This is a genomic window from Streptococcus oralis, from assembly GCF_016028255.1.
GTDB classification, from domain to species: Bacteria; Bacillota; Bacilli; order Lactobacillales; family Streptococcaceae; genus Streptococcus; species Streptococcus oralis_AC.
The window spans coordinates 1375873-1402131 of the sequence record NZ_CP065707.1; the positions used below are offsets into that span (position 1 = coordinate 1375873).

Below are 26259 nucleotides of genomic sequence, written 5' to 3' on the forward strand. Positions count from 1 at the left end.
TCTTTTAATCGCTTTCATTATATCACGATTTATCATTTTAGTAAAACGTTAGCATAACTTTCTGAAAAGGTTTGAAATGAAATGGATTCTATAGTCTTGAACCCCTTAGGGAAACATGCTATACTACCTATATGATTATTTTACAAGCCAATAAAATTGAACGTTCTTTTGCAGGCGAGCTTTTGTTTGATAATATAAACCTGCAAGTAGATGAACGAGACCGAATTGCTCTTGTTGGGAAAAATGGTGCAGGAAAGTCGACTCTGTTGAAGATTTTAGTTGGAGAAGAGGAGCCGACTAGTGGAGAAATCAATAAGAAAAAAGATGTTTTTCTGTCTTACCTAGCCCAAGATAGCCGTTTTGAGTCTGAAAATACCATCTACGATGAAATGCTACATGTTTTTGATGATTTACGTTGTACAGAGACACAACTACGTCAGATGGAATTGGAAATGGGTGAAAAGTCTGGTGAGGATTTGGATAAACTGATGGTGGATTATGATCGTTTATCAGAGAATTTCCGTCAGGCTGGTGGCTTTACCTACGAAGCTAATATTCGAGCGATCTTGAATGGTTTCAAGTTTGATGAATCTATGTGGCAGATGAAAATTGCTGAGCTTTCAGGTGGTCAAAATACCCGTCTGGCTTTGGCCAAAATGCTCCTTGAAAAACCAAATCTTTTGGTCTTAGATGAGCCAACCAACCACTTGGATATCGAAACCATTGCCTGGCTGGAGAATTACTTGGTGAACTATAGCGGTGCACTCATTATTGTCAGTCACGACCGTTACTTTTTGGATAAGGTTGCGACGGTTACACTTGATTTGACTAAGCATTCCTTAGATCGCTATGTGGGGAATTACTCTCGTTTTGTTGAACAAAAAGAGCAAAAGTTAGCAACTGAGGCAAAAAACTATGAAAAGCAGCAGAAGGAAATCGCTGCTCTGGAAGACTTTGTCAATCGCAATCTAGTACGAGCTTCAACGACCAAACGTGCCCAATCTCGGCGTAAGCAACTGGAAAAAATGGAGCGTTTGGACAAGCCAGAAGCTGGTAAGAAATCAGCCAACATGACCTTCCAGTCAGAAAAAACGTCGGGTAATGTTGTATTGACTGTTGAAAATGCGGCTATTGGCTATGATGGGGAAATATTGTCAGAACCTATCAACCTAGACCTTCGTAAGATGAATGCTGTTGCGATTGTCGGACCAAACGGCATTGGAAAGTCAACCTTTATCAAGTCTATTGTGGATCAGATTCCTTTTATCAAGGGAGAAAAGTGTTTTGGTGCCAATGTTGAGGTTGGCTACTATGACCAAACCCAAAGCAAGTTAACACCAAGCAATACGGTTCTAGACGAACTCTGGAATGATTTTAAACTAACACCAGAAGTTGAAATTCGCAACCGCCTTGGTGCCTTCCTTTTCTCAGGATATGATGTTAAAAAGTCAGTCGGCATGCTTTCAGGTGGCGAGAAAGCTCGTTTGTTGCTTGCCAAACTTTCAATGGAAAACAATAACTTCTTGATTCTGGATGAGCCAACCAACCACTTGGATATTGATAGCAAGGAAGTGTTAGAAAATGCCCTGATTGACTTTGATGGGACCTTGCTGTTTGTCAGCCACGACCGTTACTTTATCAATCGTGTCGCCACTCATGTTCTGGAATTGTCTGAGAATGGTTCGACTCTTTACTTGGGAGATTATGACTACTATGTTGATAAAAAGGCTGAAATGGAAGTCAGCCAGACAGAAGAAGTTTCAACTAGTAATCAAGCAAAAGAAACAAGTTCAGTTAATGACTACCAAGCTCAGAAAGAAAGTCAAAAAGAAGCCCGTAAGCTCATGCGTCAAATAGAGAGTTTAGAGGCTGAAATCGAAGAGTTAGAAACTCAAAGTCAAGCTATTTCTGAACAAATGCTGGAAACCAACGATGCTGAAAAACTCATGGAGTTGCAGGCTGAACTGGACAAAATCAGTCACCGTCAGGAAGAGGCTATGCTTGAATGGGAAGAATTATCGGAGCAGGTGTAAGAAATGGAACATCTTGGAAAGGTATTTCGCGAATTTCGAACAAGTGGGAAGTACTCCTTGAAAGAGGCGGCAGGTGAATCGTGTTCAACATCTCAGTTATCTCGCTTCGAGCTTGGGGAGTCTGATCTAGCAGTTTCCCGTTTCTTTGAGATACTGGATAATATTCATGTGACTATTGAAAATTTCATGGACAAGGCTAGGGATTTTCAAAATCATGAACATGTTGCCTTGATGGCACAGATTATTCCGCTTTACTACTCAAATGATATTGCAGGTTTTCAAAAACTTCAAAATGAACAGCTCAAGAAAGCGAAGAGTTCGACCAATCCCCTCTATTTTGAGCTGAATTGGATTCTGCTACAAGGTCTGATTTGCCAAAGAGATTCTCGTTACGCGATGAGGCAGAGTGATTTGGAAAAGGTAGCAGATTATCTTTTTCAAACAGAAGAATGGACTATGTATGAGTTGATTCTTTTCGGAAATCTCTATACTTTCTACAATGTGGACTATGTGGCTCGGATTGGCAGAGAAGTCATGGAGCGAGAAGACTACTACAAAGAAATTGGTCGGCATCGAAAACTTGTTTTGATTTTAGCTCTTAACTGTTACCAGCATTGTTTGGAAAACCGTACCTTTACGGATGCGGACTATTTTGAGGGCTATGTGGAGAAGTTGATTGGAAATGGTATCAAGCTTTATGAGCGCAATATCTTCCATTATCTCAAAGGTTTCGCCCTCTACCAGAGAGACTTGAAAGAAGAGGGTTGTAGTCAGATGCAGGAGGCTATGCATATTTTTGATGTGCTTGGACTTCCAGAGCAAGTGGCTTACTATCAGGAACATTATGAAAAATTTGTAAATGCTTAAATTTCCCAAATAAGGGAAAAATAAAGAGACTCCTTTCAGTTTTGATACAATAGTTTCAAAATTTGAGAGGAGCTTTTTATATGAATCGACATGCAATCCAGTTGATTAGTCGTGGGGCTATTAATAAGATAGGGAATATGCTCTATGATTATGGAAACAGTGTTTGGTTGGCGTCAATGGGAACGATAGGACAGACTGTTCTTGGGATTTATCAGATTTCTGAACTCGTCACATCGATTCTGGTCAATCCCTTTGGCGGAGTGATTTCAGACCGTTTTTCGCGTCGCAAAATTTTGATGACGACGGACTTGATTTGCGGCATTCTCTGTTTAGCTATTTCTTTCATCAGAGATGATAACTTGATGATTGCTGCCTTGATTTTTGCCAATATTGTTCAGGCGGTTGCCTTTGCATTTTCTCGTACAGCCAACAAAGCCATTATAACTGAGGTTGTAGAGAAAGACGAGATAGTGACCTATAACTCTCGCTTGGAGTTAGTTTTGCAGGTTGTAGGTGTTAGCTCCCCTGTACTTTCTTTCATCGTTTTACAATTTGCCAGTCTCCATATTACGCTCGTTTTAGATGCCATTAGTTTTTTCATCGCATTTACCTTAGTAGCTTTTCTCCCCAAAAAAGAGACTCAGGAACAAGAGAAAAAGACTTTCAGCTGGAAAAATATTTTTGCTGATATGAAAGAAGGACTCGGCTATATCTGGCACCAGCAAGAAATCTTTTTCCTTTTGGTAGTTGCTTCCAGTGTTAATTTCTTTTTTGCAGCTTTTGAATTTCTCCTCCCTTTTTCAAATCGACTATACGGGATAGAAGGAGCTTATGCAACTATTTTGACTATGGGCGCTATTGGTTCGATTATCGGAGCTCTTCTAGCTAGCAAAATAAAGGCAGGTGTTTATAATCTTTTGATTCTATTGGCCTTGACTGGAGTTGGGGTTTTTATGATGGGGTTACCATTGCCAACTTTTCTTTCCTTTTCTGGAAATTTAGTTTGTGAACTGTTTATGACGATATTTAATATTCACTTTTTTACTCAGGTGCAAACAAAGGTTGAGGGGGAATACTTGGGAAGAGTACTAAGCACCATTTTTACCTTAGCCATCCTATTTATGCCGATTGCAAAAGGCTTTATGACAGTGCTACCAAGTGTACATCTCTCTTCTTTTCTGATAATTGGAAGCGGTGTTATCATCTTGTCTTGTTTATCCCTCGTTTATGTGCGAAGTCATTTTAAAAAAGAGTTATAATTTCTTTTTTTAAGAAAATATTTCACTACGAATCATTTTTCAGTCCTTCTCTATTGTGAGGAGGGCTTGATTTATGGTAGAATAGTTTTATGAATGAAAGAATGAATGAGTTAGTTGCCTTGCTCAACCGCTATGCGACCGAGTACTATACGAGTGACAATCCCTCGGTGTCAGATAGCGAGTATGATCGTCTCTACCGAGAGTTAGTCGAGTTGGAAGCTGCCTATCCAGATCAAGTTTTAGCGGACAGTCCGACTCATCGTGTTGGTGGTAAGGTTTTAGATGGTTTTGAAAAATACAGTCATCAGTATCCTCTTTATAGTTTGCAGGATGCTTTTTCACGTGAAGAGTTAGAAGCTTTTGATGCGCGTGTTCGAAAGGAATTACCCCATCCAATCTATATCTGTGAGCTGAAAATCGATGGTTTATCTATCTCGCTCACGTATGAAAAGGGGATTTTGGTTGTCGGTGCGACACGTGGGGATGGTTCTATTGGAGAGAATATCACAGAGAACCTCAAGCGTGTCAAGGACATTCCTTTGACCTTGCCAGAAGAACTAGATATCACCGTTCGTGGAGAGTGTTATATGCCACGCGCTTCGTTTGATCAGGTCAACCAAGCTCGCCAAGAAAATGGGGAGCCTGAATTTGCCAATCCTCGTAATGCGGCAGCGGGAACCTTGCGTCAGCTGGATACAGCAGTAGTAGCCAAGCGCAATCTTGCCACTTTCCTCTATCAAGAAGCCAGCCCTTCTACTCGTGATAGCCAAGAAAAAGTCTTGAAGCATCTTGAACAGCTTGGATTTGTAGTTAATCCTAAACGAATTCTGGCTGAAAGCATAGATGAGATATGGGATTTCATCCAAGAAGTTGGACAAGAACGGGATAATTTACCTTATGACATTGATGGAGTGGTGATCAAGGTCAATGACCTAGCAGGTCAAGAAGAGCTCGGTTTTACTGTTAAAGCGCCTAAGTGGGCTGTAGCCTACAAATTTCCTGCTGAAGAAAAAGAAGCCCAGCTCCTTTCAGTTGACTGGACAGTAGGTCGTACGGGTGTTGTGACTCCAACTGCCAATCTAACACCTGTTCAGCTTGCTGGGACAACTGTTAGCCGTGCAACACTGCACAATGTAGATTATATTGCTGAAAAGGATATCCGCAAAGATGATACAGTTATCGTTTATAAGGCGGGGGACATCATTCCTGCTGTTTTGCGTGTGGTAGCGTCCAAGCGTGTTTCTGAAGAAAAACTAGATATTCCGACTGATTGTCCAAGTTGTGACAGTAAATTGCTTCATTTTGAAGATGAAGTGGCTCTTCGTTGTATCAATCCTCGCTGTCCTGCTCAAATCATGGAAGGTTTGATTCACTTTGCCTCTCGAGATGCTATGAATATTACAGGACTTGGTCCATCTATCGTTGAAAAACTTTTTGCTGCCAATCTAGTCAAGGATGTGGCGGATATTTACCGTTTGAAAGAAGAAGATTTCCTCCTTTTAGAAGGTGTCAAGGAAAAGTCTGCCTCTAAACTGTATCAGGCCATTCAAGCATCTAAGGAAAACTCTGCTGAAAAGCTCTTGTTTGGTCTGGGAATTCGCCATGTTGGAAGCAAGGCTAGTCAGCTCTTGCTCCAACATTTCCACTCTATTGAAAATCTAGCCCAAGCTGATCCAGAGGAAGTAGCAAGTATCGAGAGCTTGGGTGGGGTGATTGCTCAAAGTCTTCAGACTTATTTTGCAACAGAAGGATCGAAGATTCTCTTAGACGAGTTGAAAGAAGCTGGAGTTAATCTGGACTACAAAGGACAGACAGTAGTAGCAGATGCAGCCTTGTCAGGTTTGACCGTTGTGCTAACGGGGAAATTGGAACGTCTCACGCGCTCTGAAGCCAAAAGTAAACTCGAAAGTCTGGGTGCCAAAGTCACAGGCAGTGTATCTAAGAAAACGAATCTTGTCGTAGCAGGAGCAGATGCAGGAAGCAAGCTCCAAAAAGCGCAAGAACTTGGTATCGAGGTTCGTGATGAAGCTTGGCTAGAAAGTTTGTAAAGAATAGTTGAAAACTAGATGTTAGATAGTCTGGAACTGTCTCTCCTGATGTGTTTTGACATGGTTAAAATCTGTTGTCCATCGTGATGAAATGCCAACTGAATCCATCAGAATCAAATAAAATTAAAATAGAAATTAGAAATTAGGAAAAAACATGTACAATTATCCCGTTCTTCTCCATTTTCATAGAAAAAATGGAGATTATACAGCTTGCTCATTCAGCACAGACCGAGATGAAAACAAAAGCTCTTTAACTTCAGAGACCACTTATTTTGGTCTTCAGTTTTCTTTTACCGTGACCAGTCAGGAGAAGGTGGATAGTTTCACCTTCAAAGCCGAGATAGATGGTGTATTAAAAGAATATCTTGTACGTTTTAACTACTATCCCTTGCTGACAGAAGCATGGATTTTAGAGGGAGACGAGACTGTGTATTACTCAGAAAATCCAGCTATTGCTAGTCCATATTATAAGGATCAGAATCCATTTGCCTTTGATAAAGCCATCCATAGCGCAAGCTTTGATCATCACTGGGGATACCAAGGAGAACTAGGTTACAGCCTTTCAGATTATCAGACAAGCTTTAAACTTTGGGCTCCAACAGCTACAGCTGTTCAGGTGGTTGTCTATGAAAACACTAGTAACGATGCACCGATTTGGAAAACCTTTAATCTAGAGCGTGGTAATAGCTATTCATACAGTCATAAGTACAATACCATTGGTGTTTGGAGTCTAGACTTAGATGAAAATCTTGCTGGTAAGGCTTATCAGTATCAAATTGAATTTCCTCACCACCAGACTTTGACGAGAGACCCTTACACGATTGCTACAAGTCCTGACGGAAAACGTTCCGTAATTCTTTCTCATCAAGACAGACAAGTAGAAGGATTCAAAGTCAAACATGGGACAGAAGCTCCATGGCGTTTGGAGAATCCATGTAAAGCAGTTATCTGTGAAATGCATATTCGTGATTTTACCAAATCGCCTACATCTGGTGTTCCTGAAGAACTCCGCGGAACCTTCCTTGGGGCTGCACAGACAGGAACGACTAACCAATTCGGCCAAGCAACCGCCTTTGACTATATCAAAGAACTTGGATGCAACTATGTTCAACTTCAACCGATATTTGATCACCATAAGGAATATGACGAGAACGGAAATGTAACATATAACTGGGGTTATGACCCTCAAAACTACAACGCACCAGAAACGAGTTTCTCTAGCAATCCAGATGATCCTGGACAAGTTATTCGAGACCTCAAGACCATGATTCAGGCTTATCATGATGCAGGAATCGGTGTCATTATGGATGTCGTTTACAACCATACCTTTTCAACAGTTGACGCTCCATTCCAGACAACTGTTCCCGATTATTTCTATCGTATGAATCGTGATGGAACTTTTCAAAACGGTACGGGAGTAGGAAATGAAACTGCAAGTGAACACGAGATGTTCCGCAAGTATATGATTGATTCCATCCTTTATTGGGTGAAAGAATACAATATTGACGGTTTCCGTTTCGACTTGATGGGCATTCATGATGTCAAAACTATGCAGGCAATTCGTTGGGCACTGGATGAGGTCGATCCGCGTATTCTCACTTATGGAGAAGGCTGGGATATGGGAACAGGTCTTGCTCCTTATGACAAGGCTAAGAAGGATAACGCCTATCAGATGCCAAATATAGGTTTCTTTAACGATAATCAGCGTGATGCGATCAAAGGAGGAGAAGTTTATGGAGCAATCAAATCAGGATTTGTGAGTGGTGCTGCTACAGAACCAATCGTCGCCAAGGCCATTCTTGGTAGCCGAGAGTTGGGATCTTATCTCAGTCCAAACCAGGTTCTCAACTATGTTGAAGCTCATGACAATTACAATCTTCATGACTTGCTAGCAACCCTTCATCCTGATAAGAGTTCCGACCAGATTATGCGCAAGGTTGAGACAGCGACAGCTATGAATCTTCTCATGCAAGGAATGGCCTTTATAGAACTAGGTCAAGAGTTTGGACGAACTAAGTTGATTCCAACTGGTGAACATGGAGAACTAACTCCTGCAGACCGAGAACGTGCTATGAATAGCTATAATGCTCCGGACAGTGTTAACCAAGTCAACTGGGATCTGATCAATGAACGCCAAGACAGCATTGAGTTTATTCGTCAGATTATCCGCCTAAAAACGCAAATCAGTGCCTTCTCTTATCCAACATATGAAGAAATTTACCGTCATGTCTTTGTCCATACAGCTGCTGAGAATAGTGGCTGGATTGTTTACGAGATTCACGGTGGATCAGAACATCTATTAGTGGTATTTAATGCTAAGGGAACCTCCTTCTACTTTGAAAATGCAGGTAAGCTTGAAATGTTCCTTACCAACAGTCGTTCAAAACGAGAAAATGTTATTGATGATATTAGTGTCGCAGTTTTAAAAGTGCTCTCATAAATTAATGTAGTAAAAAGGGTTAGATTATCTAATCCTTTTTGTCATTTATGAGATTTTTAATGAAGAGTAGAATTAAGTTTCAAATAATTTGAAGGATCAAGATTGTGAAAAAAATCTCAATTTTTTCACAAAAAGGGTTGTAATTTTCTGAAAATTTGATAAAATAAGTCTTAATAATTTTCAGGAGGAAGAAAATTGGCAAGATATCAGAATTTAGTAAATGGAAATTGGAAATCATCTGAAAAGGAAATTACAATCTATTCACCCATTAATCAGGAAAAGCTGGGGACAGTACCAGCTATGAGTCAGGCTGAAGTAGATGAGGCTATGAAAGCTGCGCGTGCAGCTCTCCCAGCATGGCGTGATTTAGCACCAGTTGAACGTGCAGCCTATCTGCATAAGGTAGCAGCTATTTTAGAACGCGATAAAGAAAAAATTGGTACAATTCTTGCCAAAGAGGTTGCCAAAGGGATAAAAGCAGCCATTGGAGAAGTAGTACGTACAGCAGATTTGATTCGTTTTGCTGCTGAAGAAGGTCTCCGTATCACTGGACAAGCAATGGAAGGGGGCGGTTTTGAAGCTGCAAGTAAAAACAAACTAGCCGTTGTTCGTCGTGAGCCAGTTGGTGTCGTTTTAGCTATCGCGCCATTTAACTATCCAGTTAACCTTTCTGGATCTAAGATTGCTCCAGCTTTGATTGCAGGGAATGTCGTCATGTTTAAACCGCCAACACAAGGATCTATCTCAGGTCTGTTATTAGCCAAGGCTTTTGATGAGGCAGGTATCCCAGCAGGAGTATTTAATACGATAACTGGACGTGGTTCTGAAATCGGTGACTACATCATTGAACACAAGGAAGTGAACTTCATTAACTTTACAGGTTCAACACCGATTGGTGAGCGAATCGGTCGTTTAGCTGGAATGCGTCCTATCATGCTTGAACTTGGTGGGAAAGATGCAGCTATTGTTCTCGAAGATGCAGACTTGGAACACGCAGCTAAACAAATCGTCGGTGGAGCCTTTAGCTATTCAGGACAACGTTGTACTGCTATCAAGCGTGTTTTGGTTGTGGAAAGTGTAGCGGATAAATTGGCTGAATTGCTCCAAGCTGAAGTTGCTAAGCTAACAGTCGGTGACCCATTTGACAATGCAGATATCACACCTGTTATTGATGATGCTTCAGCTGATTTCATCTGGGGATTGATTCAGGACGCTCAAGAAAAGGGTGCCAAAGCGCTCAGTCCAATCAAACGTGAGGGCAATCTCATTTGGCCAGGACTTTTTGATCATGTCACAAGAGATATGAAATTAGCATGGGAAGAACCGTTTGGACCTGTTCTCCCAATTATCCGTGTCGCTGATGCGGATGAAGCAGTAGCAATTGCCAACGAATCTGAGTTCGGTCTTCAATCCTCTGTCTTTACAAATGACTTTAAGAAGGCATTTGAAATCGCTGAAAAGCTTGAAGTCGGTACTGTTCATATTAATAACAAAACACAACGTGGACCAGATAATTTCCCATTCCTTGGTGTAAAGGGTTCTGGTGCAGGAGTGCAAGGGATTAAATACAGCATTGAAGCGATGACAAATGTCAAATCCATCGTTTTTGATATGAAGTAATCTAAAAAATCAGGAATTTAGCTTCCTGATTTTTATTTTTGCTCAAAAATTCAGTTAGAATTTGAAAAATAACGAATGTTTTGATATTATATTAAAAAAATATATGTAAATCATTTGTTTTTTCAACAATTAAATGAAAAATTATATAATGTTAAAATATATTTTCTAAAATTTTCAAGATATTTTTTAAGAAATTCCGTAAACTGCTTGAAAGTTCTTTTAAAAGATAGTATAATAGAATTATAGAAAACGCTTACAAAAAGAAAGGGGATTGGATGAATAATCAAGAAGCATTGAGAACCTTCACTACTGGAGAAAATTTTCATCTTCAGCACTATCTAGGAGCACATAAAGAGGAAAAAGACGGAGAAATTGGTTTTACTTTCCGTGTTTGGGCACCTAACGCTCAGGCTGTGCACTTAGTTGGTGATTTTACAAACTGGACAGAGCACCAAATTCCTATGGTACGGAATGAATCGGGTGTTTGGGAAGTCTTCACAAGTCTGGCTCATGAAGGGCAGATTTATAAGTATCATATCACGCGTGCAAATGGGCACCAGATTATGAAAATTGATCCATTGGCGGTTCGTTTTGAAGCCCGCCCAGAGACTGGAGCCATCCTGACTGATATTCCAGAGAAAAAATGGAAAGATGGTCTTTGGCTGGCTAGGAGAAAACGCTGGGGCTTTTTTGAGAGACCAGTCAATATTTATGAAGCCCACGCTGGATCTTGGAAGAGAAATCCAGATGGTAGTCCATACAGCTTTGCACAACTCAAGGAAGAACTCATTCCATACCTTGTTGAAATGAATTACACTCACATCGAGTTTATGCCTTTAATGGCTCACCCGCTTGGATTGAGTTGGGGCTACCAGCTTATGGGTTACTTTGCTATGGAGCATTCTTATGGGCGACCAGAGGAATTCCAAGATTTTGTTGAGGAATGTCATTTAAACAATATTGGTGTAATTGTGGATTGGGTTCCAGGTCATTTTACCATCAACGATGACGCCCTTGCTTATTACGATGGAACACCAACTTTTGAATACCAAGACCACAATAAGGCCCATAACTACGGTTGGGGAGCTCTTAACTTTGACCTTGGGAAGAATGAAGTCCAGTCCTTCTTGATTTCTAGCATTAAATTCTGGATTGAGTTTTATCATTTAGACGGTATTCGAGTGGATGCAGTCAGCAATATGCTCTACCTAGACTATGATAATGCTCCTTGGACTCCAAACAAAGACGGTGGCAATCTCAACTACGAAGGCTACTATTTCCTTCAACGTTTGAACACTGTTATCAAGTTAGCGCATCCAGATGTGATGATGATTGCAGAAGAAAGTTCATCAGCAACAAAGATTACTGGTATGAAAGAAATGGGCGGTCTAGGATTTGACTACAAGTGGAATATGGGGTGGATGAACGACATTCTCCGTTTCTACGAGGAAGATCCGATTTATCGTAAGTATGATTTTAATCTTGTGACATTCAGCTTTATGTATGTTTTCAACGAAAACTACCTCTTACCATTCTCGCATGATGAAGTCGTACATGGTAAGAAGAGCATGATGCACAAGATGTGGGGAGATCGATACAATCAATTTGCAGGACTACGCAATCTCTACACTTATCAGATTTGTCATCCAGGTAAGAAACTCTTGTTCATGGGAAGCGAATATGGTCAGTTCTTAGAGTGGAAGTCTGAGGAACAGCTAGAATGGTCTAACTTGGAAGATCCAATGAATGCTAAAATGAAACACTTCACTTCTCAACTCAATCAATTCTATAAAGAGCATCGTTGCCTTTGGGAAATTGACACCAGCTACGATGGCATCGAAATTATCGATGCGGATAATAGAGATCAGAGTGTCCTTTCCTTTATTCGTAAGAGTAAAAAGGGTGAAATGCTAGTCTGTGTCTTTAATATGGCGCCTGTTGAACGAAAAGACTTTACAATCGGACTTCCTGTCGCGGGAGTTTATGAAGAAGTTTGGAATACAGAATTGGAACAATGGGGTGGTGTCTGGAAAGAATACAACCAAACGGTTCAAACTCAAGAAGGATTATGGAAGGATTATGAGCAGACCTTGACCTTTACCTTGCCAGCTATGGGAGCAAGTATCTGGAAGATTAAACGTCGCTTGAAACCAACTAAAACTGTCACAAATAAAACCCAAAAAGGAGTAGAAAATGAAGAATGAAATGCTAGCTTTGATCCTTGCCGGTGGGCAAGGAACACGTCTCGGAAAACTCACTCAAAGCATTGCCAAACCAGCAGTGCAATTCGGTGGGCGCTACCGTATCATTGACTTTGCGCTTTCAAACTGTGCTAACTCTGGGATTCACAACGTCGGTGTTATTACGCAGTATCAACCTCTTGCCTTAAATAACCATATTGGAAATGGTTCGAGCTGGGGTCTGGATGGAATTAACACAGGTGTTTCTATTCTTCAACCCTACTCTGCAAGCGAGGGAAATCGTTGGTTTGAAGGAACTAGCCACGCTATCTACCAAAATATTGACTACATCGACAGTGTCAATCCTGAATATGTTCTGATCCTTTCTGGTGACCATATTTACAAGATGGACTATGATGACATGCTCCAATCACATAAGGACAACAATGCCAGCTTGACAGTAGCTGTCCTAGACGTACCTCTCAAAGAAGCTAGCCGTTTTGGTATCATGAATACAGACGCCAATAACCGTATCGTTGAATTCGAAGAAAAACCTGCTCAACCTAAGTCTACAAAGGCTTCTATGGGGATTTATATTTTTGACTGGAAACGACTTCGCAATATGCTTGTTGCTGCTGAAAAGAGCAAGGTAGATATGTCAGACTTTGGTAAAAACGTTATTCCAAATTACCTTGAGTCTGGAGAAAGTGTCTATGCTTATGAATTCAAAGGCTACTGGAAAGACGTTGGTACTATCGAGTCTCTATGGGAAGCGAATATGGAATACATTGATCCAAACAACGCTTTGGATAGTCGTGATCGTCAGTGGAAAATCTACTCACGCAACTTGATTTCACCACCAAACTTTATTGGAAAACACGCTCATGTAGAAGATTCTTTAGTTGTGGATGGCTGTCTCGTGGATGGAACTGTTAAGCATTCCATTCTCTCAACAGAAGCGCAAGTACGTGAGGGTGCTGAAGTAGTAGACTCTGTAATCATGAGTGGTGCCATTATCGGAAAAGGTGCAAAAATTAAACGTGCCATCATTGGTGAAGGTGCTGTTATTTCTGAAGGTGTCGAAATTGATGGAACAGACGAAGTACAAGTAGTAGGATATGATGAAGTAGTGGGGGTAGCAACAGATGAAGATTGATAAATATTCAGCCATTTTAGGAAACACCGTTGGTTTTCATGATATGTCAACTTTGACAGATCATCGTCCAGTAGCCAGCTTGCCATTTGGAGCAAAATATCGTCTGATTGACTTCCCTCTTTCTAGCCTTGCAAATGCTGGTGTTCGTAGTGTCTTTGGAATTTTCCAACAAGATAATATCAGTTCAGTCTTTGACCACATTCGTTCAGGACGTGAGTGGGGCTTATCTACCCTTCTCAGTCACTACTATCTAGGTATTTATAATACGCGTGTTGAAAGTAGCACAGTTGGGAAAGAATATTACCAACAGCTTCTCACTTATTTGAAACGTTCAGGATCAAATCAGACGGTTGCACTTAACTGTGATATCGTGGTGAATATTGACCTCAATCAAGTATTCCATTTACATACTACTGCTGGGCGTCCAATTACGGTTGTTTATAAGAAATTACCTAAAAAGGATATTTCAGATGTTAATGCTATCTTAGAAATCGATGAAACAGACCATGTTCTTTCCCACAAACTTTTTGATAGCAAGTCAACGGATGAACTTTTCAATATGTCTACAGATATATTCGTCGTTGATACTCCGTGGTTGATTAAGCGTTTGGAAGAAGAAGTTCAAAAAGAATACCCAGAAAAATTACGCTATGTTTTACGTGAGTTGGCAGCTAAAGAAGGTGCTTTTGCTTATGAATACACTGGCTACCTAGCCAATATTCACTCTGTTCAATCCTATTATCAAGCCAATATTGATATGCTGGAGTCTCAAAAATTCTACTCTCTCTTCTCACCTAACCAAAAGATTTATACCAAGGTTAAGAACGAAGAACCAACTTACTACTCAAATACCTCTAAGGTAAGTACTTCGCAGTTCGCCTCTGGTAGTATCATAGAGGGTGAAGTAGTTCAGTCGGTCCTATCACGTAATATTCACGTTCATAAGGATAGTCTAGTTAAAGACAGCCTTCTCTTCCCACGTGTTGTGATTGGTCAAGGTGCCCAAGTTGAGTATGCAATCTTGGACAAAGGGGTTGAAGTTGCTGACGGTGTCGTTATTCGCGGTACTGCAGAACACCCAGTTGTAGTCAAAAAAGGCGAAAAAGTTACAGAGGATATTCATTCATGAAAATTTTATTCGTAGCAGCAGAGGGTGCGCCCTTTTCAAAAACAGGTGGTTTGGGAGACGTCATTGGCGCTCTTCCCAAATCACTGGTAAAGGCAGGGCACGAAGTTGCGGTTGTCTTACCTTACTATGACATGGTAGAGGCTAAGTTCGGCGACCAGATTGAGGATGTTCTTCACTTTGAAGTGAGTGTGGGATGGCGCAGACAGTACTGTGGTATTAAGAAGACCGTCTTAAATGGTGTTACCTTCTACTTCGTAGACAATCAAACTTATTTCTTCCGAGGTCATGTTTACGGAGATTTCGATGATGGTGAACGCTTTGCCTTCTTCCAACTGGCTGCTCTTGAAGCCATGGAGCGAATTGATTTCATTCCAGATATTCTCCATGTCCATGATTATCACACCGCTATGATTCCTTTTCTCTTGAAGGAAAAATACAGATGGATTCAGGCATATCAAGGAATCAGAACTGTTTTAACTATTCATAATTTGGAATTCCAAGGTCAATTTTCTGAAGGAATGTTGTGGGATTTGTTTGGAGTCGGTTTTGAACGTTACGCTGATGGGACCCTTCGTTGGAATGATTGTCTAAACTGGATGAAAGCTGGTATCCTATACGCGGATCGTGTCTCAACCGTATCGCCTAGCTATGCACATGAGATTATGACTAGTCAGTTCGGTTGTGGCTTGGATCAGATTCTTAGAATGGAGTCTGGCAAGGTTTCTGGTATTGTTAATGGAATCGATACCGATCTCTATAATCCAGAGACAGATGCTCTTTTAGACCATCATTTTGATAAGGATGATTTGTCTGGAAAAGCACAAAACAAAGCAAAATTGCAAGAGAGAGTTGGTCTACCTGTGCGAGCAGATGTTCCGCTAGTTGGGATTGTCTCTCGTTTGACACGCCAAAAAGGATTTGATGTCGTTGTAGAAAGCTTGCATCGTTTCTTACAAGAGGACGTTCAAATAGTCCTTTTAGGAACAGGCGATCCTGCTTTTGAACATTCTTTCTCATGGTTTGCTCAAGTCTATCCTGACAAGCTATCAGCAAATATCACTTTTGACGTCAAACTTGCTCAAGAAATCTACGCAGCCTGTGATCTCTTCCTCATGCCAAGTCGTTTTGAACCATGCGGCTTGTCTCAAATGATGGCTATGCGTTATGGAACTCTACCATTGGTTCATGAAGTGGGTGGACTAAGAGATACAGTTCAAGCCTTCAATCCGATCGAAGGAACTGGTACTGGATTTAGCTTTGACAATTTAACACCATACTGGCTTAACTGGAGTTTCCAAACAGCATTGGATGTTTATAAGAACCAGCCAGACGTTTGGAAAAATCTACAAAAACAAGCTATGGAATGTGATTTCTCATGGGATACAGCCTGCAAGTCTTATCTTGACTTGTACCATAGTCTAGTCAACTAATAGATAAAATCGTATGATTCTTTCATACGATTTTTGGGCTGTTTAGAAAAGAGGAGAAGTGATGACTCAAGTAAAAGGCCTTTGTGTCATGGATGTTGATGGAACCTTAATAGCTGAAGAAGTGATTGACCTTTTAGGAAAAGAGGTAGGTTGCGAAGAGGAAATTTCAGAGATTACCAATCAAGCAATGCGGGGAGAACTGGATTTTGAAACGAGCTTACGAGAAAGAGTCGCTTTGTTAAAAGGCCTTCCAATTTCGGTCTTTGATACAGTCTTCAAATTCATCCATCTTTCCCAAAATGCTCAGGAATTTATCTCCATTCTCCAAAAGAAAGGCATTCTAGTTGGTCTAGTGTCTGGTGGCTTTACACCAATAGTTGAGAGATTGGCAGAATCCCTTGGTATCTCCTATTTCTCTGCTAACCAGTTGGAAGTCAAAGACGGCTTTTTAACAGGACGATTAGTTGGTGAAATTGTGACAGGTCAAGTAAAAAAAGCTACTCTTGAGAGATGGAGAAAGGAGTTAGGACTTCCCAAAGAAAGAACGATTGCCATCGGTGATGGGGCTAATGATCTCTTGATGTTAAAGTCAGCAGGTCACAGTATAGCTTTTTGTGCCAAAGAGGTCGTAAAAGCAGAGATAGCTTGCCATGTAGATAAAAGGAATTTCTTAGAAGTTCTTCCTCTGATTGATTTCTTAGAATGAGAGGGAAATATGAAAATTGTTATAGCACCTGACTCTTTTAAAGAATGTTTGGCCGCGGACCAGGTCGCCAAAGCTATAAAAAGAGGTTTCGAGAAAGCAATTCCTGGTGTAGTTTGATCTCTTTGCCCAGTTTGTGATGGAGGCGAAGGAACTGTAGATGCGATTCGACATTCTCTTAATCTCGAAGAAAAATGGCAAGAGGTGACGGGACCTTTTGGTCTAAAAGAAGCAATGCGCTATTTTCAAAAAGGGGAACTAGCACTCTTTGAAGTTGCTGACTTGGTTGGTTTAGAGAAGATTCCGCAAGAGAAACGAGATCCTCTCCACATCCAAACTCGTGGTATCGGAGAGTTGCTTCGCCACCTCATTGATCTTGGAATGAAGGAAATCTACATCGGTGTTGGCGGTACGGCAAGTAATGATGGTGGAATTGGCATTGCAGCTGCTTTGGGTTATCGCTTTTATGATAAGAATGGAAAGGAATTACCAGCTTGTGGTCAGACTTTACTTGAGTTTGAGTCAGTTTCCAAAGATGACCTATACAGGATTCCAGAAGATGTGAAGATTCGCATTTTAGCAGATGTTGAGAGTCCTCTATGTGGTTATCAAGGCGCGACCTACACATTTGGTAGGCAAAAGGGCTTAGACCCTGCTTTGTTTGAAACAGTAGATCTGGCTATGCAGGGATTCTATGAAAAATTCTCACCTTCAACCCTGCCTCTGAAGGGAGCGGGAGCAGGAGGTGGCATTGCAGCCGGGCTCTGCGCCTTTGCACAAGCCAGCATCGTATCAGGAATTGACACTTGTTTGGACTTGATAGACTTTGACAAGAAAGTTGAAGATGCTGACTTAGTTATCGTTGGAGAAGGCAGACTGGACAGTCAAAGCTTTGCTGGGAAAGCTCCTATCGGTGTAGCAAAAAGAACCCCTAACGGAGTTCCAGTTATCGCTATTTGCGGTAGTCTTTCTGAGGATTTACCTCCCCTACCCTTTGAAAATATACAAGCAGCATTCTCTATCCTAGAGAAAAGTGAACCTTTAGAAGACAGTTTGAAAAAAGCAAGCCTCTATTTGGAGCACATGGCAGCAAATATTGGTCGTTTATTACAGTTGAGGAAGGATTAGCCGAACCATTTTTTCCAGATGGATTTTTTAACTGGTTCATCCTGCTCAACCTCCCAGAAGCCTGAAAAAGCCAGACGAAGATCCTTTTCATCCACTTGAACAGGTTCGTTCGAATGGATAACTAAACCTAAAGGAGAAGAAGTGTGATCCTCTGATACGATTGTTGCTTGACTATTGGTTTTCTTAGCTTCTTTTAAGTAGAATACCTGTTTGTCAAACTCAATATTTGGCGAAATCTTCACAAAAAGCACCTCTGCCTTTTCTTGAAAATTTTCCAAAATCGTTAGAAATCCCTTTTGCAGCTGAAGACTATTGGCTGTCTCGATATCTGCATAGCCTAGAACTCTTTCCTCGAAAGTACCGAGAAAACGACGTTGCTCATCTGGGTTTAATTTTGGCCCACCATGAGCCTTTTCTAGTAGTTGTTTTGATAAATCTGTCATAAAATTAGTATATCACAAAATACAAAAGAAAACAGACGAAAGAAAGCGATTACTTTATAAAGTTAAGGAAAATTTGCACAAAGATAACGTTTTTTCTTGAAAAACGCTTATTTTTAAGGTATCATAGAGGTGTAAAAAATTTTAACTCAAAGGAGAGTAAAAAATGTCAATTATTACTGATGTTTACGCTCGCGAAGTCCTAGACTCACGCGGTAACCCAACACTTGAAGTAGAAGTTTATACTGAATCAGGTGCTTTCGGACGTGGTATGGTTCCATCAGGAGCTTCTACTGGTGAACACGAAGCAGTTGAACTTCGCGACGGTGACAAATCTCGTTACGGTGGTCTTGGTACACAAAAAGCTGTTGACAACGTAAACAACATCATCGCTGAAGCTATCATCGGCTACGATGTACGTGACCAACAAGCTATCGACCGTGCTATGATCGCACTTGACGGTACTCCTAACAAAGGTAAATTGGGTGCAAACGCAATTCTTGGTGTGTCTATCGCTGTAGCTCGTGCTGCTGCTGACTACCTTGAAATCCCACTTTACAGCTACCTTGGTGGATTCAACACTAAAGTTCTTCCAACTCCAATGATGAACATCATCAACGGTGGTTCTCACTCTGACGCTCCAATCGCTTTCCAAGAATTCATGATCGTACCTGCTGGTGCACCTACATTCAAAGAAGCTCTTCGTTGGGGTGCTGAAATCTTCCACGCTCTTAAGAAAATCCTTAAATCTCGTGGTCTTGAAACAGCCGTAGGTGACGAAGGTGGATTCGCTCCTCGTTTCGAAGGAACTGAAGACGGTGTTGAAACTATCCTTGCTGCTATCGAAGCTGCTGGTTATGTTCCAGGTAAAGATGTATTTATCGGATTTGACTGTGCATCATCAGAATTCTACGATAAAGAACGTGAAGTTTACGACTATACTAAATTCGAAGGTGAAGGAGCTGCTGTTCGTACTGCTGCAGAACAAATCGACTACCTTGAAGAATTGGTAAACAAATACCCAATCATCACTATCGAAGATGGTATGGACGAAAACGACTGGGACGGTTGGAAAGCTCTTACTGAACGTCTTGGTGGTAAAGTTCAATTGGTTGGTGACGACTTCTTCGTAACAAACACTTCTTACCTTGAAAAAGGTATTGCAGAAGGTGCTGCTAACTCAATCCTTATCAAAGTTAACCAAATCGGTACTCTTACTGAAACATTTGACGCTATCGAAATGGCGAAAGAAGCTGGATACACTGCAGTAGTATCACACCGTTCAGGTGAAACTGAAGATTCAACAATCGCTGACATCGCAGTTGCAACAAACGCAGGACAAATCAAGACTGGTTCACTTTCACGTACAGACCGTATCGCTAAATACAACCAATTGCTTCGTATCGAAGACCAACTTGGTGAAGTAGCTGAATACCGTGGATTGAAATCATTCTACAACTTGAAAAAATAAAATAGTTCAGTGAACTATTTTATCCCGAACCTTGAAATGTAAAAGTTCGGCCGTTGATTTAACAACGTTTTTAGCCCCTCGGATTTTATCCGAAGGGCTTTTTGTGTACAATACTCAAAATGAAAAATAACTTATGGTATAATAGACAAAAACACTTGTATTAGAAAGTAACTATGTCTAAAGAAATTGATATTGAGTATTACCACCAGTTAGCCTTGCAAAAACAAAAAGAGCATCGCAAAGTATTAGCTAATCTAAAGAAAAAGCCACCAAAAAACCTCGATAAGCTTGCCCAGCAAATCCATGATGAGGTCTTTGAGGAGATTGACTGTACAGCCTGTGCCAATTGCTGCAAGACTTTAGGACCAGACTTTAAGGAAGCCGATATTGTCCGTATTGCCAAGTATTTCAAGATGAAACTGCCGGCTTTTGAAGAGGAGTTTCTGCAAGTGGACGAAGACGGTGACAAGGTTTTCAAGGCTATGCCTTGTCCTTTTTTAGGTGGAGACAATCTCTGCTCAATCTACGATGTCCGTCCCAAGGCTTGTCGCGAGTTTCCTCACACAGACCGTAAAAAGATTCATCAGATTAACCATCTGACAATCAAAAATACCCTGACCTGTCCTGCGGCTTATCTCTTTGTGGAGAAGCTGCGGGATAGGTTGTAGAATTCCCTCTAAATCTTGTACAAAAATTCTAGGGCGAGAGAATCCCATATCTGTTAGACTATAGTTAGGAGGTAAGCAGAAAAGAATATGATGCATCAATTCAATCGAACCATGGAATATCTGGAAAGTAAGTTGGACGCAGAAGTGGATTTGCAGAAATTCCAGCAGCTATCAGGCTATTCTTATGCTCTCTTTAGCAGGCTCTTTTCCATCCTAGCAGATATGACTTTAGCAGAATACTTGCGCAATCGCAGGCTGTCAGAAGCTGTGACGGACTTGCGGGAAAGCTCTGAGAAAGTCATTGACATAGCAATGAAATACGGCTATGAGTCTGCGGATGCCTTCAGCGCAGCCTTTAAGAAATTCCATGGTGCAACCCCCTCAGAAGTTCGAAATGGAAAAGCTTATCGGGTCTTTCCTAGACTTCAATTATCCTTAAAGATTACAGGAGGAAAGAACATGGATATCAAGATTCAAAAGAAACCTGCATTTACCGTGGCAGGCGTCCTATTGGAAGCTATTGACAATAGCAAATGCCCGTCTGCTTGGGAGCAACTCTATGCCCATCACAGTTTTGAAATGCTAGAAGGTTTGGGTAGTGGCCAATCCTTTGGCGTCTGCTCAGATGTCAAAGAAGGCGAAATCATCAACTATATGGCTGCCTATGATGTGACAGATAAAGCTAGAGCAGAAGAACTAGGACTATCAATCAAAGACATCCCAGCAGCCGAATATGCTATCGTACCAGTCAAAGGCACTATACCAGCAAGCATCCACCATGCTTGGAAGTATGTTTTGGAAGTCTTTTTCCCAGAAACAGGCTATCGTCACTCTGGAGCACCAGACTTTGAAGTTTACACTGCGGGAGACATGTCCTCTCCAGACTACCAAATGGAACTCTGGATACCAGTGATCAAATGACTAGGACATTTTCTGATTTTTTGTAAAGATGCAAATCCGACTCTGTAGAAAGAACCTCTACAGGGTCTTTTATTGTGGAGATTCATGTCCGTAAATCAAACATACCCTATTTTTTGTTTGGATTTTATGGGGTATGAGTAACGTTATATCGGTATAATAGACTCATAGAAGATAAGGAGGCATGAATATGCAGATGTATTTTGGAGATGTGTCACTTTGCTATAGCTATTCATTGGCAATGGCACTCGACGCCTATGGTTATGACTTTAAAGCAGAGTTTTTAGAGGCAATCATGGTGATGGGAAATGGCGCTAGTATCGTAAAGGAAGATGACCAGCACCCTCTAGTATTCTTTGATAACGGAATGCCAGATCTTTCCATCTCCCATTCTTTAAAAATACTTGGATTTGACTTTGAAGAATTCTATCTAAAAGATGGAACGGAAGTGGATTTGGAAGAGATTAAAGGTAAGTTGGAATCGTTTCTGTCCAATGGACCTGTCGTACTGGGTCCTCTTGATATGGGCCATTTGACTTACAATCCCAATCACAAAATCCTCTATGGTGTAGATCACTTTATAACTGTGTATGCTGTTGATGGTCAGTATCTCTATTTGCATGATCCTGCTGGTTTTGCCTGTATGAAGGTTGCTTTTAATGACATTTTAGAAGCTTGGAAGGCGGAAGCTATTGACTATAAGCGTGGAGCATACTCCATGTGGGGAAATTTTAGGAAGGACAAGAGTCCTAGTCAAACTGAAATCTATCAAGAAACAGCAAGCATTATGAGGACCAGATATCTGGATGGACAAAGTAATGTCTTGGAATGTTATTCAAAAGCAGTTGCTGAACATGGCTTAAATACGGAGCAAAAACAATTGCATCAGTATTTCAGCTTTAAACTTGCTGCTGTTCGGAATCTCTATCTCAGTAAATTCTTAAAAGACCATGATCCCGAAGGGGCAAGATTAAAAGAAGAATTGGCTAGTCTATTTGGCCAAGCCCATCTTTCATGTTTAAAAGAAGATTACCAAGAACTAGCCCACTTGCTCTATCAGATGGCTGAAGTGGATGGTCGCTTTAGAGATTTATATGTAAACTAGTGACTATAAGCATAAAAAAACTAGTTAGTAAAAGCAGTTTTTCGTAACATGAAGAACTACTTTTTGATTATGGTTATGGTATAATGAAGTAAGAAAATAGCTTATTCTACTTAAAAATGAAGGGAGAACTCCTATGCCTAGACCAAGAACAAAAGAGGAGCTAGTGCTAGCCTCTAAGGAAAACTATGAAAAGCTCAATCACTTTATCTCTAAATTAAGCGAAGAGGAGCTACAGACTCCTTTTGATTTTTCAAAAGACCAAAAGAAAAAAGAAGCTCACTGGAAAAGAGATAAAAATCTACGGGATGTCCTGATCCATCTCTATGAATGGCATCAGTTACTTTTGACCTGGGTACATTCCAATCAAAAGGGTCATGAAAGACCTTTTCTCCCTGAACCTTATAATTGGAAAACTTATGGGGAAATGAATGTCGCTTTTTGGAAGAAGCACCAGAGTACGTCCCTAGAAGAAGCGACCAAACTCCTCAATCAATCGCATAAAGAGGTTTTAGAGTTGATGGAAGGCTTCAGCAATGACGAATTGTTCACAAAAGGTGTCTATAAGTGGACGGGAGGAATAAGTCTAGGTTCCTACTTTGTGAGTGCCACTTCCAGTCACTATGACTGGGCTCTGAAAAAACTCAAAGCTCATCAGAAAAATTGCAAGAGCAACTAGATGAATTGATAATGAAATTTAGAAAAGGTTCTTCTAAGCTTCGAATAGCTTTATTCTCGTGATTTTTGAACAATTTTAGCTTTAGAATCCTTCAAAAATTTAGATTTAAAGCAATCAATGGCTTAGAATAGTATGAAAACATTTATTTTATAGTAATTCTAAGTTTAGAATTGCATTGATATTAAAGGAATTAAGCTGTTCGATGCTTCGAATGGCTTTTTTCTGATATAGGATGATAGATAGATGGGTGAGATGATGAACATACAAAAAGAGAAAGTTAGAAAAGAGTTGATGTCCCTCTGTTTGGGAGAGCTTACAGCCGTCCTATCCTTTTGGTTGTGTTTCTTCCTTTTGAAAAATCGGCTTGCTGATTGGAATAGTCTAGTAACCATTCTCTATCCTTTGTCTTTACTGACATTTATTTTGCTTCAAGGTTCAATCTATTGGGCAATTTTGATTAGAAGACTCTCGAAACCCCAGTTCGGAAATGGAAATGTGCCGAAAATATATGGTGGGTTCAGAATACTAGACCTTATTTTACTTATTTCGGGCTTTCCTTTTATTGTCTGGAACACACAGAGTTTCCAAGTGGCTATCTTAGCCACACTGATACAGCTTTTTGCCCTTATCGAATGGGTCAATTATTACCTCCTACGCTTATCCTATAGTCTGAATCCTCTTGTTTTATGGAAACGAATTACCAAGGGTAAACTTGAGAAAAGCAGAATAGCTAAGGAGTTGGGGTAGGGGCGTCTATCATTGTTTTGATTTCAAATATAGCAGAAAAGTTTTATGTAAGTATTTAGAGGAGAAAAAGGTAGATGAAAAAATTTTTAAAAATCCTATTCATAACTGTATTGGTTTTTCTAACTTTGTTTGGTCTATATCGTGTCTACCAAAAGAATTATTATAAAGGAGTGTATGAATCTTTAAGTAATGCCTTTCTAGAGATGAACTATGCAGAGATAAATAGTGGTGTTTTACCTGGACTCGCTGATTTTAGTAAAGCTGTTGACGGAAGTCAGTCGTTTAGAGAACCAGACTGGATAATTCCCATAGGGCTTGATGCAGGCTTGTCTGAAAATGAAAGTTTAAAAGTGATTGTAGGTTTTGAAGAAACTTTTATTATTGAATACCAGCAACTATTATCTGATGGGAGATATCTTTATATAAAATATGACTACAATGATAAGAAACTCAACCAATCAGTCGAAATCTCAGATTCTAAATGGTCGGTAGCGTATGACTTAGCTAGTTACAATATACTCCATAAGGATGAGGGAAAACTAGATTTGGAGGCATATAAAGAATTATCACGTCAGTCGAAAACAGGGGATTCGATACCTAATTTTTACCTAACAAATCCCAACGAAGTACTAGAGTATTTAAAGCCTTATGGGATTGATGAAGCTTGGATTAAAGAAAAATCCCACTTCATGCTCTATGATGTCGTTCTAGAACGCTGGTTTAAAAATGGTAGTCAACGCTACTCAGTTGACAATCTTGGGGATGTAGAGATTGTGCCACTAAGTTTTTCTGAATAAGACGATACCCAAGCAATGGAAATGTTAAAAGAGAAGAATAATGTTGCTTATCAGTTTATCCAAGATTTAAGCAAGGAAAAAGGTAGATGAAAAAATTTTTAAAAATTCTAGTCATAACGATATTAGTTTTTCTAACTTTATTTGGTCTATATCGTGTTTATCAAAAATATTATTATAAAGGAGTGTATGAATCTTTAACTAATGTCTTTTTAGAAATGAACTATGCAGAAACTCATAGTGGTATCTTACCTAGCCTCGCTGATTTTAGTAAAGCCGTTGACGGAGGCCAATCATATCGCGATAAGGACATTACAGTTGGTATGAGTCTTGAATCAGGCTTATCTGAAAGTGAAATCATATTAGTGTATGTAGGTATTGAAGAAACATTTCTAATTGAGTATAGGCGGGCGTTACCTGACGGTAGATATCTTTTTATTGACTATGATTATAGAGATAAAATACTCAAACAAACTATTGAGGTCTCAGAATCTGATCAATCATTAGCATACGGATTGACCGGTTATCGTATAGAAATAAAGACTAGAGGAGAACTTGATTTAGCATCATATTTGAAAATTTCCTATGGTTTTAGTTCGACTAAAGGTTTACCAAATTTTCAGATAACAAATCTCAACGAAGCACTAGAGTATTTGAAACCTCATGGGATTGATGAAGCTTGGATTAAAGAAAAATCTCACTTCATGCTCTATGATGTCGTTCTAGAACGCTGGTTTAAAAATGGTAGTCAACGTTACTCAGTTGATAATCTTGGGGATGTAGAGATTGTGTCACTAAGTTTTTCTGAATAGAGTAGCTGAACTGCTCATAGACATAGTAGTATTGTATGAAATAAAAAATATATCGAATGAAAAATAAAAATAATGAAACGGCTACAGGAACCTAATGGTTTGCCGTTTTTATGTGTTGTATCTTGGTGATGACGCTATCATTGAGTACAAAAATGATAAAGAAAACTATTGCCTTTTCATAAAATAAAGGAGAGAGGAAATGAATATTTTAAAAATACAGGAACAGATTGACAGTACGAAGTACTGGGATTCCTACGCATTAGACTTTAGAGCTTCATTTTTCGGGGACGAATGTAAACTCTATATCGAGATTGAAAATGGCAAATCGGATCAGTATTGCTGGGAGATAGTTTTCTACCGTTGTTTTAAGGTTGACTATGAGACGGATGCTGGTTGGACATGTTGGGAAAGTGAGGCTAGAACAAGAAATTTCAATATGAAAGATATTCCTTTTGAAAATCTCATGTCTCACACTGTACATGACATTAGACTTATCGAAGAGAAAAATGATATGATACAAGCTACAATTACTTTATCAAGTATGTTAATTAAGATTGTGTGCCAAGAAATTCAAGTCTCTAAGGTTTTAGTCAGAGAACAGAACTTCTTTTGGTGCTAATAAAATAGGATATCAT

Annotated in this window: 21 protein-coding genes and 1 pseudogene; 21 read left to right on the forward strand and 1 reads right to left on the reverse strand. The window is 40.0% G+C overall.

The window, feature by feature from the left end:
- Positions 1-131: 131 nt before the first annotated feature.
- The 12 genes and pseudogenes from I6G42_RS06720 (at position 132) to I6G42_RS06775 (ending at position 17993) form a co-directional block, all read left to right on the forward strand.
- Positions 132-2033: an ABC-F family ATP-binding cassette domain-containing protein gene (locus tag I6G42_RS06720; protein WP_038805207.1), complete on the forward strand. Its 1902-nt coding sequence runs from the start codon at positions 132-134 to the stop codon at positions 2031-2033.
- 3 nt (positions 2034-2036) lie between these two features.
- Positions 2037-2900 (forward strand): XRE/MutR family transcriptional regulator, encoded by an 864-nt coding sequence (locus tag I6G42_RS06725; protein WP_038805208.1) that lies wholly within the window; start codon positions 2037-2039, stop codon positions 2898-2900.
- A gap of 80 nt (positions 2901-2980) precedes the next feature.
- On the forward strand, positions 2981-4159 hold the full coding sequence (locus tag I6G42_RS06730; RefSeq protein WP_038805209.1) for an MFS transporter: 1179 nt from the start codon (positions 2981-2983) through the stop codon (positions 4157-4159).
- Positions 4160-4248: 89 nt separating this feature from the next.
- On the forward strand, positions 4249-6207 hold the full coding sequence (gene ligA, locus I6G42_RS06735; protein WP_038805210.1) for an NAD-dependent DNA ligase LigA: 1959 nt from the start codon (positions 4249-4251) through the stop codon (positions 6205-6207).
- A gap of 154 nt (positions 6208-6361) precedes the next feature.
- A complete protein-coding gene (gene pulA, locus I6G42_RS06740) occupies positions 6362-8647 on the forward strand; it encodes a type I pullulanase (RefSeq protein ID WP_038805211.1) in 2286 nt (761 codons plus the stop codon).
- Between the two features lie 195 nt (positions 8648-8842).
- The gene (locus tag I6G42_RS06745) at positions 8843-10267 is read left to right on the forward strand and encodes an NADP-dependent glyceraldehyde-3-phosphate dehydrogenase (protein ID WP_038805212.1); all 1425 of its coding nucleotides are present in this window, start codon (positions 8843-8845) and stop codon (positions 10265-10267) included.
- 275 nt (positions 10268-10542) lie between these two features.
- The gene (gene glgB, locus I6G42_RS06750; RefSeq protein WP_038805213.1) at positions 10543-12471 is read left to right on the forward strand and encodes a 1,4-alpha-glucan branching protein GlgB; all 1929 of its coding nucleotides are present in this window, start codon (positions 10543-10545) and stop codon (positions 12469-12471) included.
- Positions 12461-13603, forward strand: a complete 1143-nt coding sequence (locus I6G42_RS06755) for a glucose-1-phosphate adenylyltransferase (RefSeq protein WP_000787260.1) — start codon at positions 12461-12463, stop codon at positions 13601-13603. The genes glgB and I6G42_RS06755 overlap by 11 nt, the downstream gene beginning before the upstream one ends.
- Complete coding sequence (gene glgD, locus I6G42_RS06760) at positions 13593-14732, forward strand: glucose-1-phosphate adenylyltransferase subunit GlgD (RefSeq protein ID WP_038805214.1); 1140 nt, start codon at positions 13593-13595, stop codon at positions 14730-14732. The genes I6G42_RS06755 and glgD overlap by 11 nt, the downstream gene beginning before the upstream one ends.
- On the forward strand, positions 14729-16162 hold the full coding sequence (gene glgA / locus I6G42_RS06765; RefSeq protein WP_038805215.1) for a glycogen synthase GlgA: 1434 nt from the start codon (positions 14729-14731) through the stop codon (positions 16160-16162). Before glgD ends, glgA begins: the two co-directional genes overlap by 4 nt.
- Before the next feature lie 61 nt (positions 16163-16223).
- Positions 16224-16868 (forward strand): phosphoserine phosphatase SerB, encoded by a 645-nt coding sequence (gene serB / locus I6G42_RS06770; protein WP_038805216.1) that lies wholly within the window; start codon positions 16224-16226, stop codon positions 16866-16868.
- A gap of 9 nt (positions 16869-16877) precedes the next feature.
- Positions 16878-17993 (forward strand): annotated as a pseudogene (locus I6G42_RS06775) (glycerate kinase).
- On the opposite strand, the gene I6G42_RS06780 reads toward I6G42_RS06775, so the two are convergent.
- The gene (locus tag I6G42_RS06780; RefSeq protein ID WP_038805217.1) at positions 17990-18436 is read right to left on the reverse strand and encodes a DUF1694 domain-containing protein; all 447 of its coding nucleotides are present in this window, start codon (positions 18434-18436) and stop codon (positions 17990-17992) included. The pseudogene I6G42_RS06775 and the gene I6G42_RS06780 overlap by 4 nt on opposite strands.
- 163 nt (positions 18437-18599) lie before the next feature.
- On the opposite strand from I6G42_RS06780, the gene eno reads away from it, so the two are divergent.
- The 9 genes from eno (at position 18600) to I6G42_RS06825 (ending at position 26243) form a co-directional block, all read left to right on the forward strand.
- Positions 18600-19904 carry a surface-displayed alpha-enolase gene (gene eno, locus I6G42_RS06785; protein WP_038805218.1) on the forward strand — a complete coding sequence of 435 codons (1305 nt, stop codon included), beginning with the start codon at positions 18600-18602 and terminating at the stop codon, positions 19902-19904.
- Between the two features lie 173 nt (positions 19905-20077).
- Positions 20078-20572 carry a YkgJ family cysteine cluster protein gene (locus I6G42_RS06790; RefSeq protein WP_038805219.1) on the forward strand — a complete coding sequence of 165 codons (495 nt, stop codon included), beginning with the start codon at positions 20078-20080 and terminating at the stop codon, positions 20570-20572.
- Between the two features lie 87 nt (positions 20573-20659).
- Positions 20660-21493 carry an AraC family transcriptional regulator gene (locus I6G42_RS06795; protein WP_038805220.1) on the forward strand — a complete coding sequence of 278 codons (834 nt, stop codon included), beginning with the start codon at positions 20660-20662 and terminating at the stop codon, positions 21491-21493.
- A 187-nt stretch (positions 21494-21680) separates the two neighbouring features.
- Positions 21681-22595: a peptidase gene (locus I6G42_RS06800; protein ID WP_038805221.1), complete on the forward strand. Its 915-nt coding sequence runs from the start codon at positions 21681-21683 to the stop codon at positions 22593-22595.
- 133 nt (positions 22596-22728) lie between these two features.
- The gene (locus I6G42_RS06805; protein ID WP_038805222.1) at positions 22729-23271 is read left to right on the forward strand and encodes a ClbS/DfsB family four-helix bundle protein; all 543 of its coding nucleotides are present in this window, start codon (positions 22729-22731) and stop codon (positions 23269-23271) included.
- Positions 23272-23514: 243 nt separating this feature from the next.
- Complete coding sequence (locus tag I6G42_RS06810) at positions 23515-24018, forward strand: hypothetical protein (RefSeq protein ID WP_038805223.1); 504 nt, start codon at positions 23515-23517, stop codon at positions 24016-24018.
- 74 nt (positions 24019-24092) lie between these two features.
- A complete protein-coding gene (locus I6G42_RS06815; RefSeq protein ID WP_038805224.1) occupies positions 24093-24815 on the forward strand; it encodes a TipC family immunity protein in 723 nt (240 codons plus the stop codon).
- 86 nt (positions 24816-24901) lie between these two features.
- Positions 24902-25624 (forward strand): TipC family immunity protein, encoded by a 723-nt coding sequence (locus I6G42_RS06820; RefSeq protein ID WP_038805226.1) that lies wholly within the window; start codon positions 24902-24904, stop codon positions 25622-25624.
- A 199-nt stretch (positions 25625-25823) separates the two neighbouring features.
- On the forward strand, positions 25824-26243 hold the full coding sequence (locus I6G42_RS06825) for a hypothetical protein (protein WP_038805227.1): 420 nt from the start codon (positions 25824-25826) through the stop codon (positions 26241-26243).
- Positions 26244-26259: the final 16 nt, after the last annotated feature.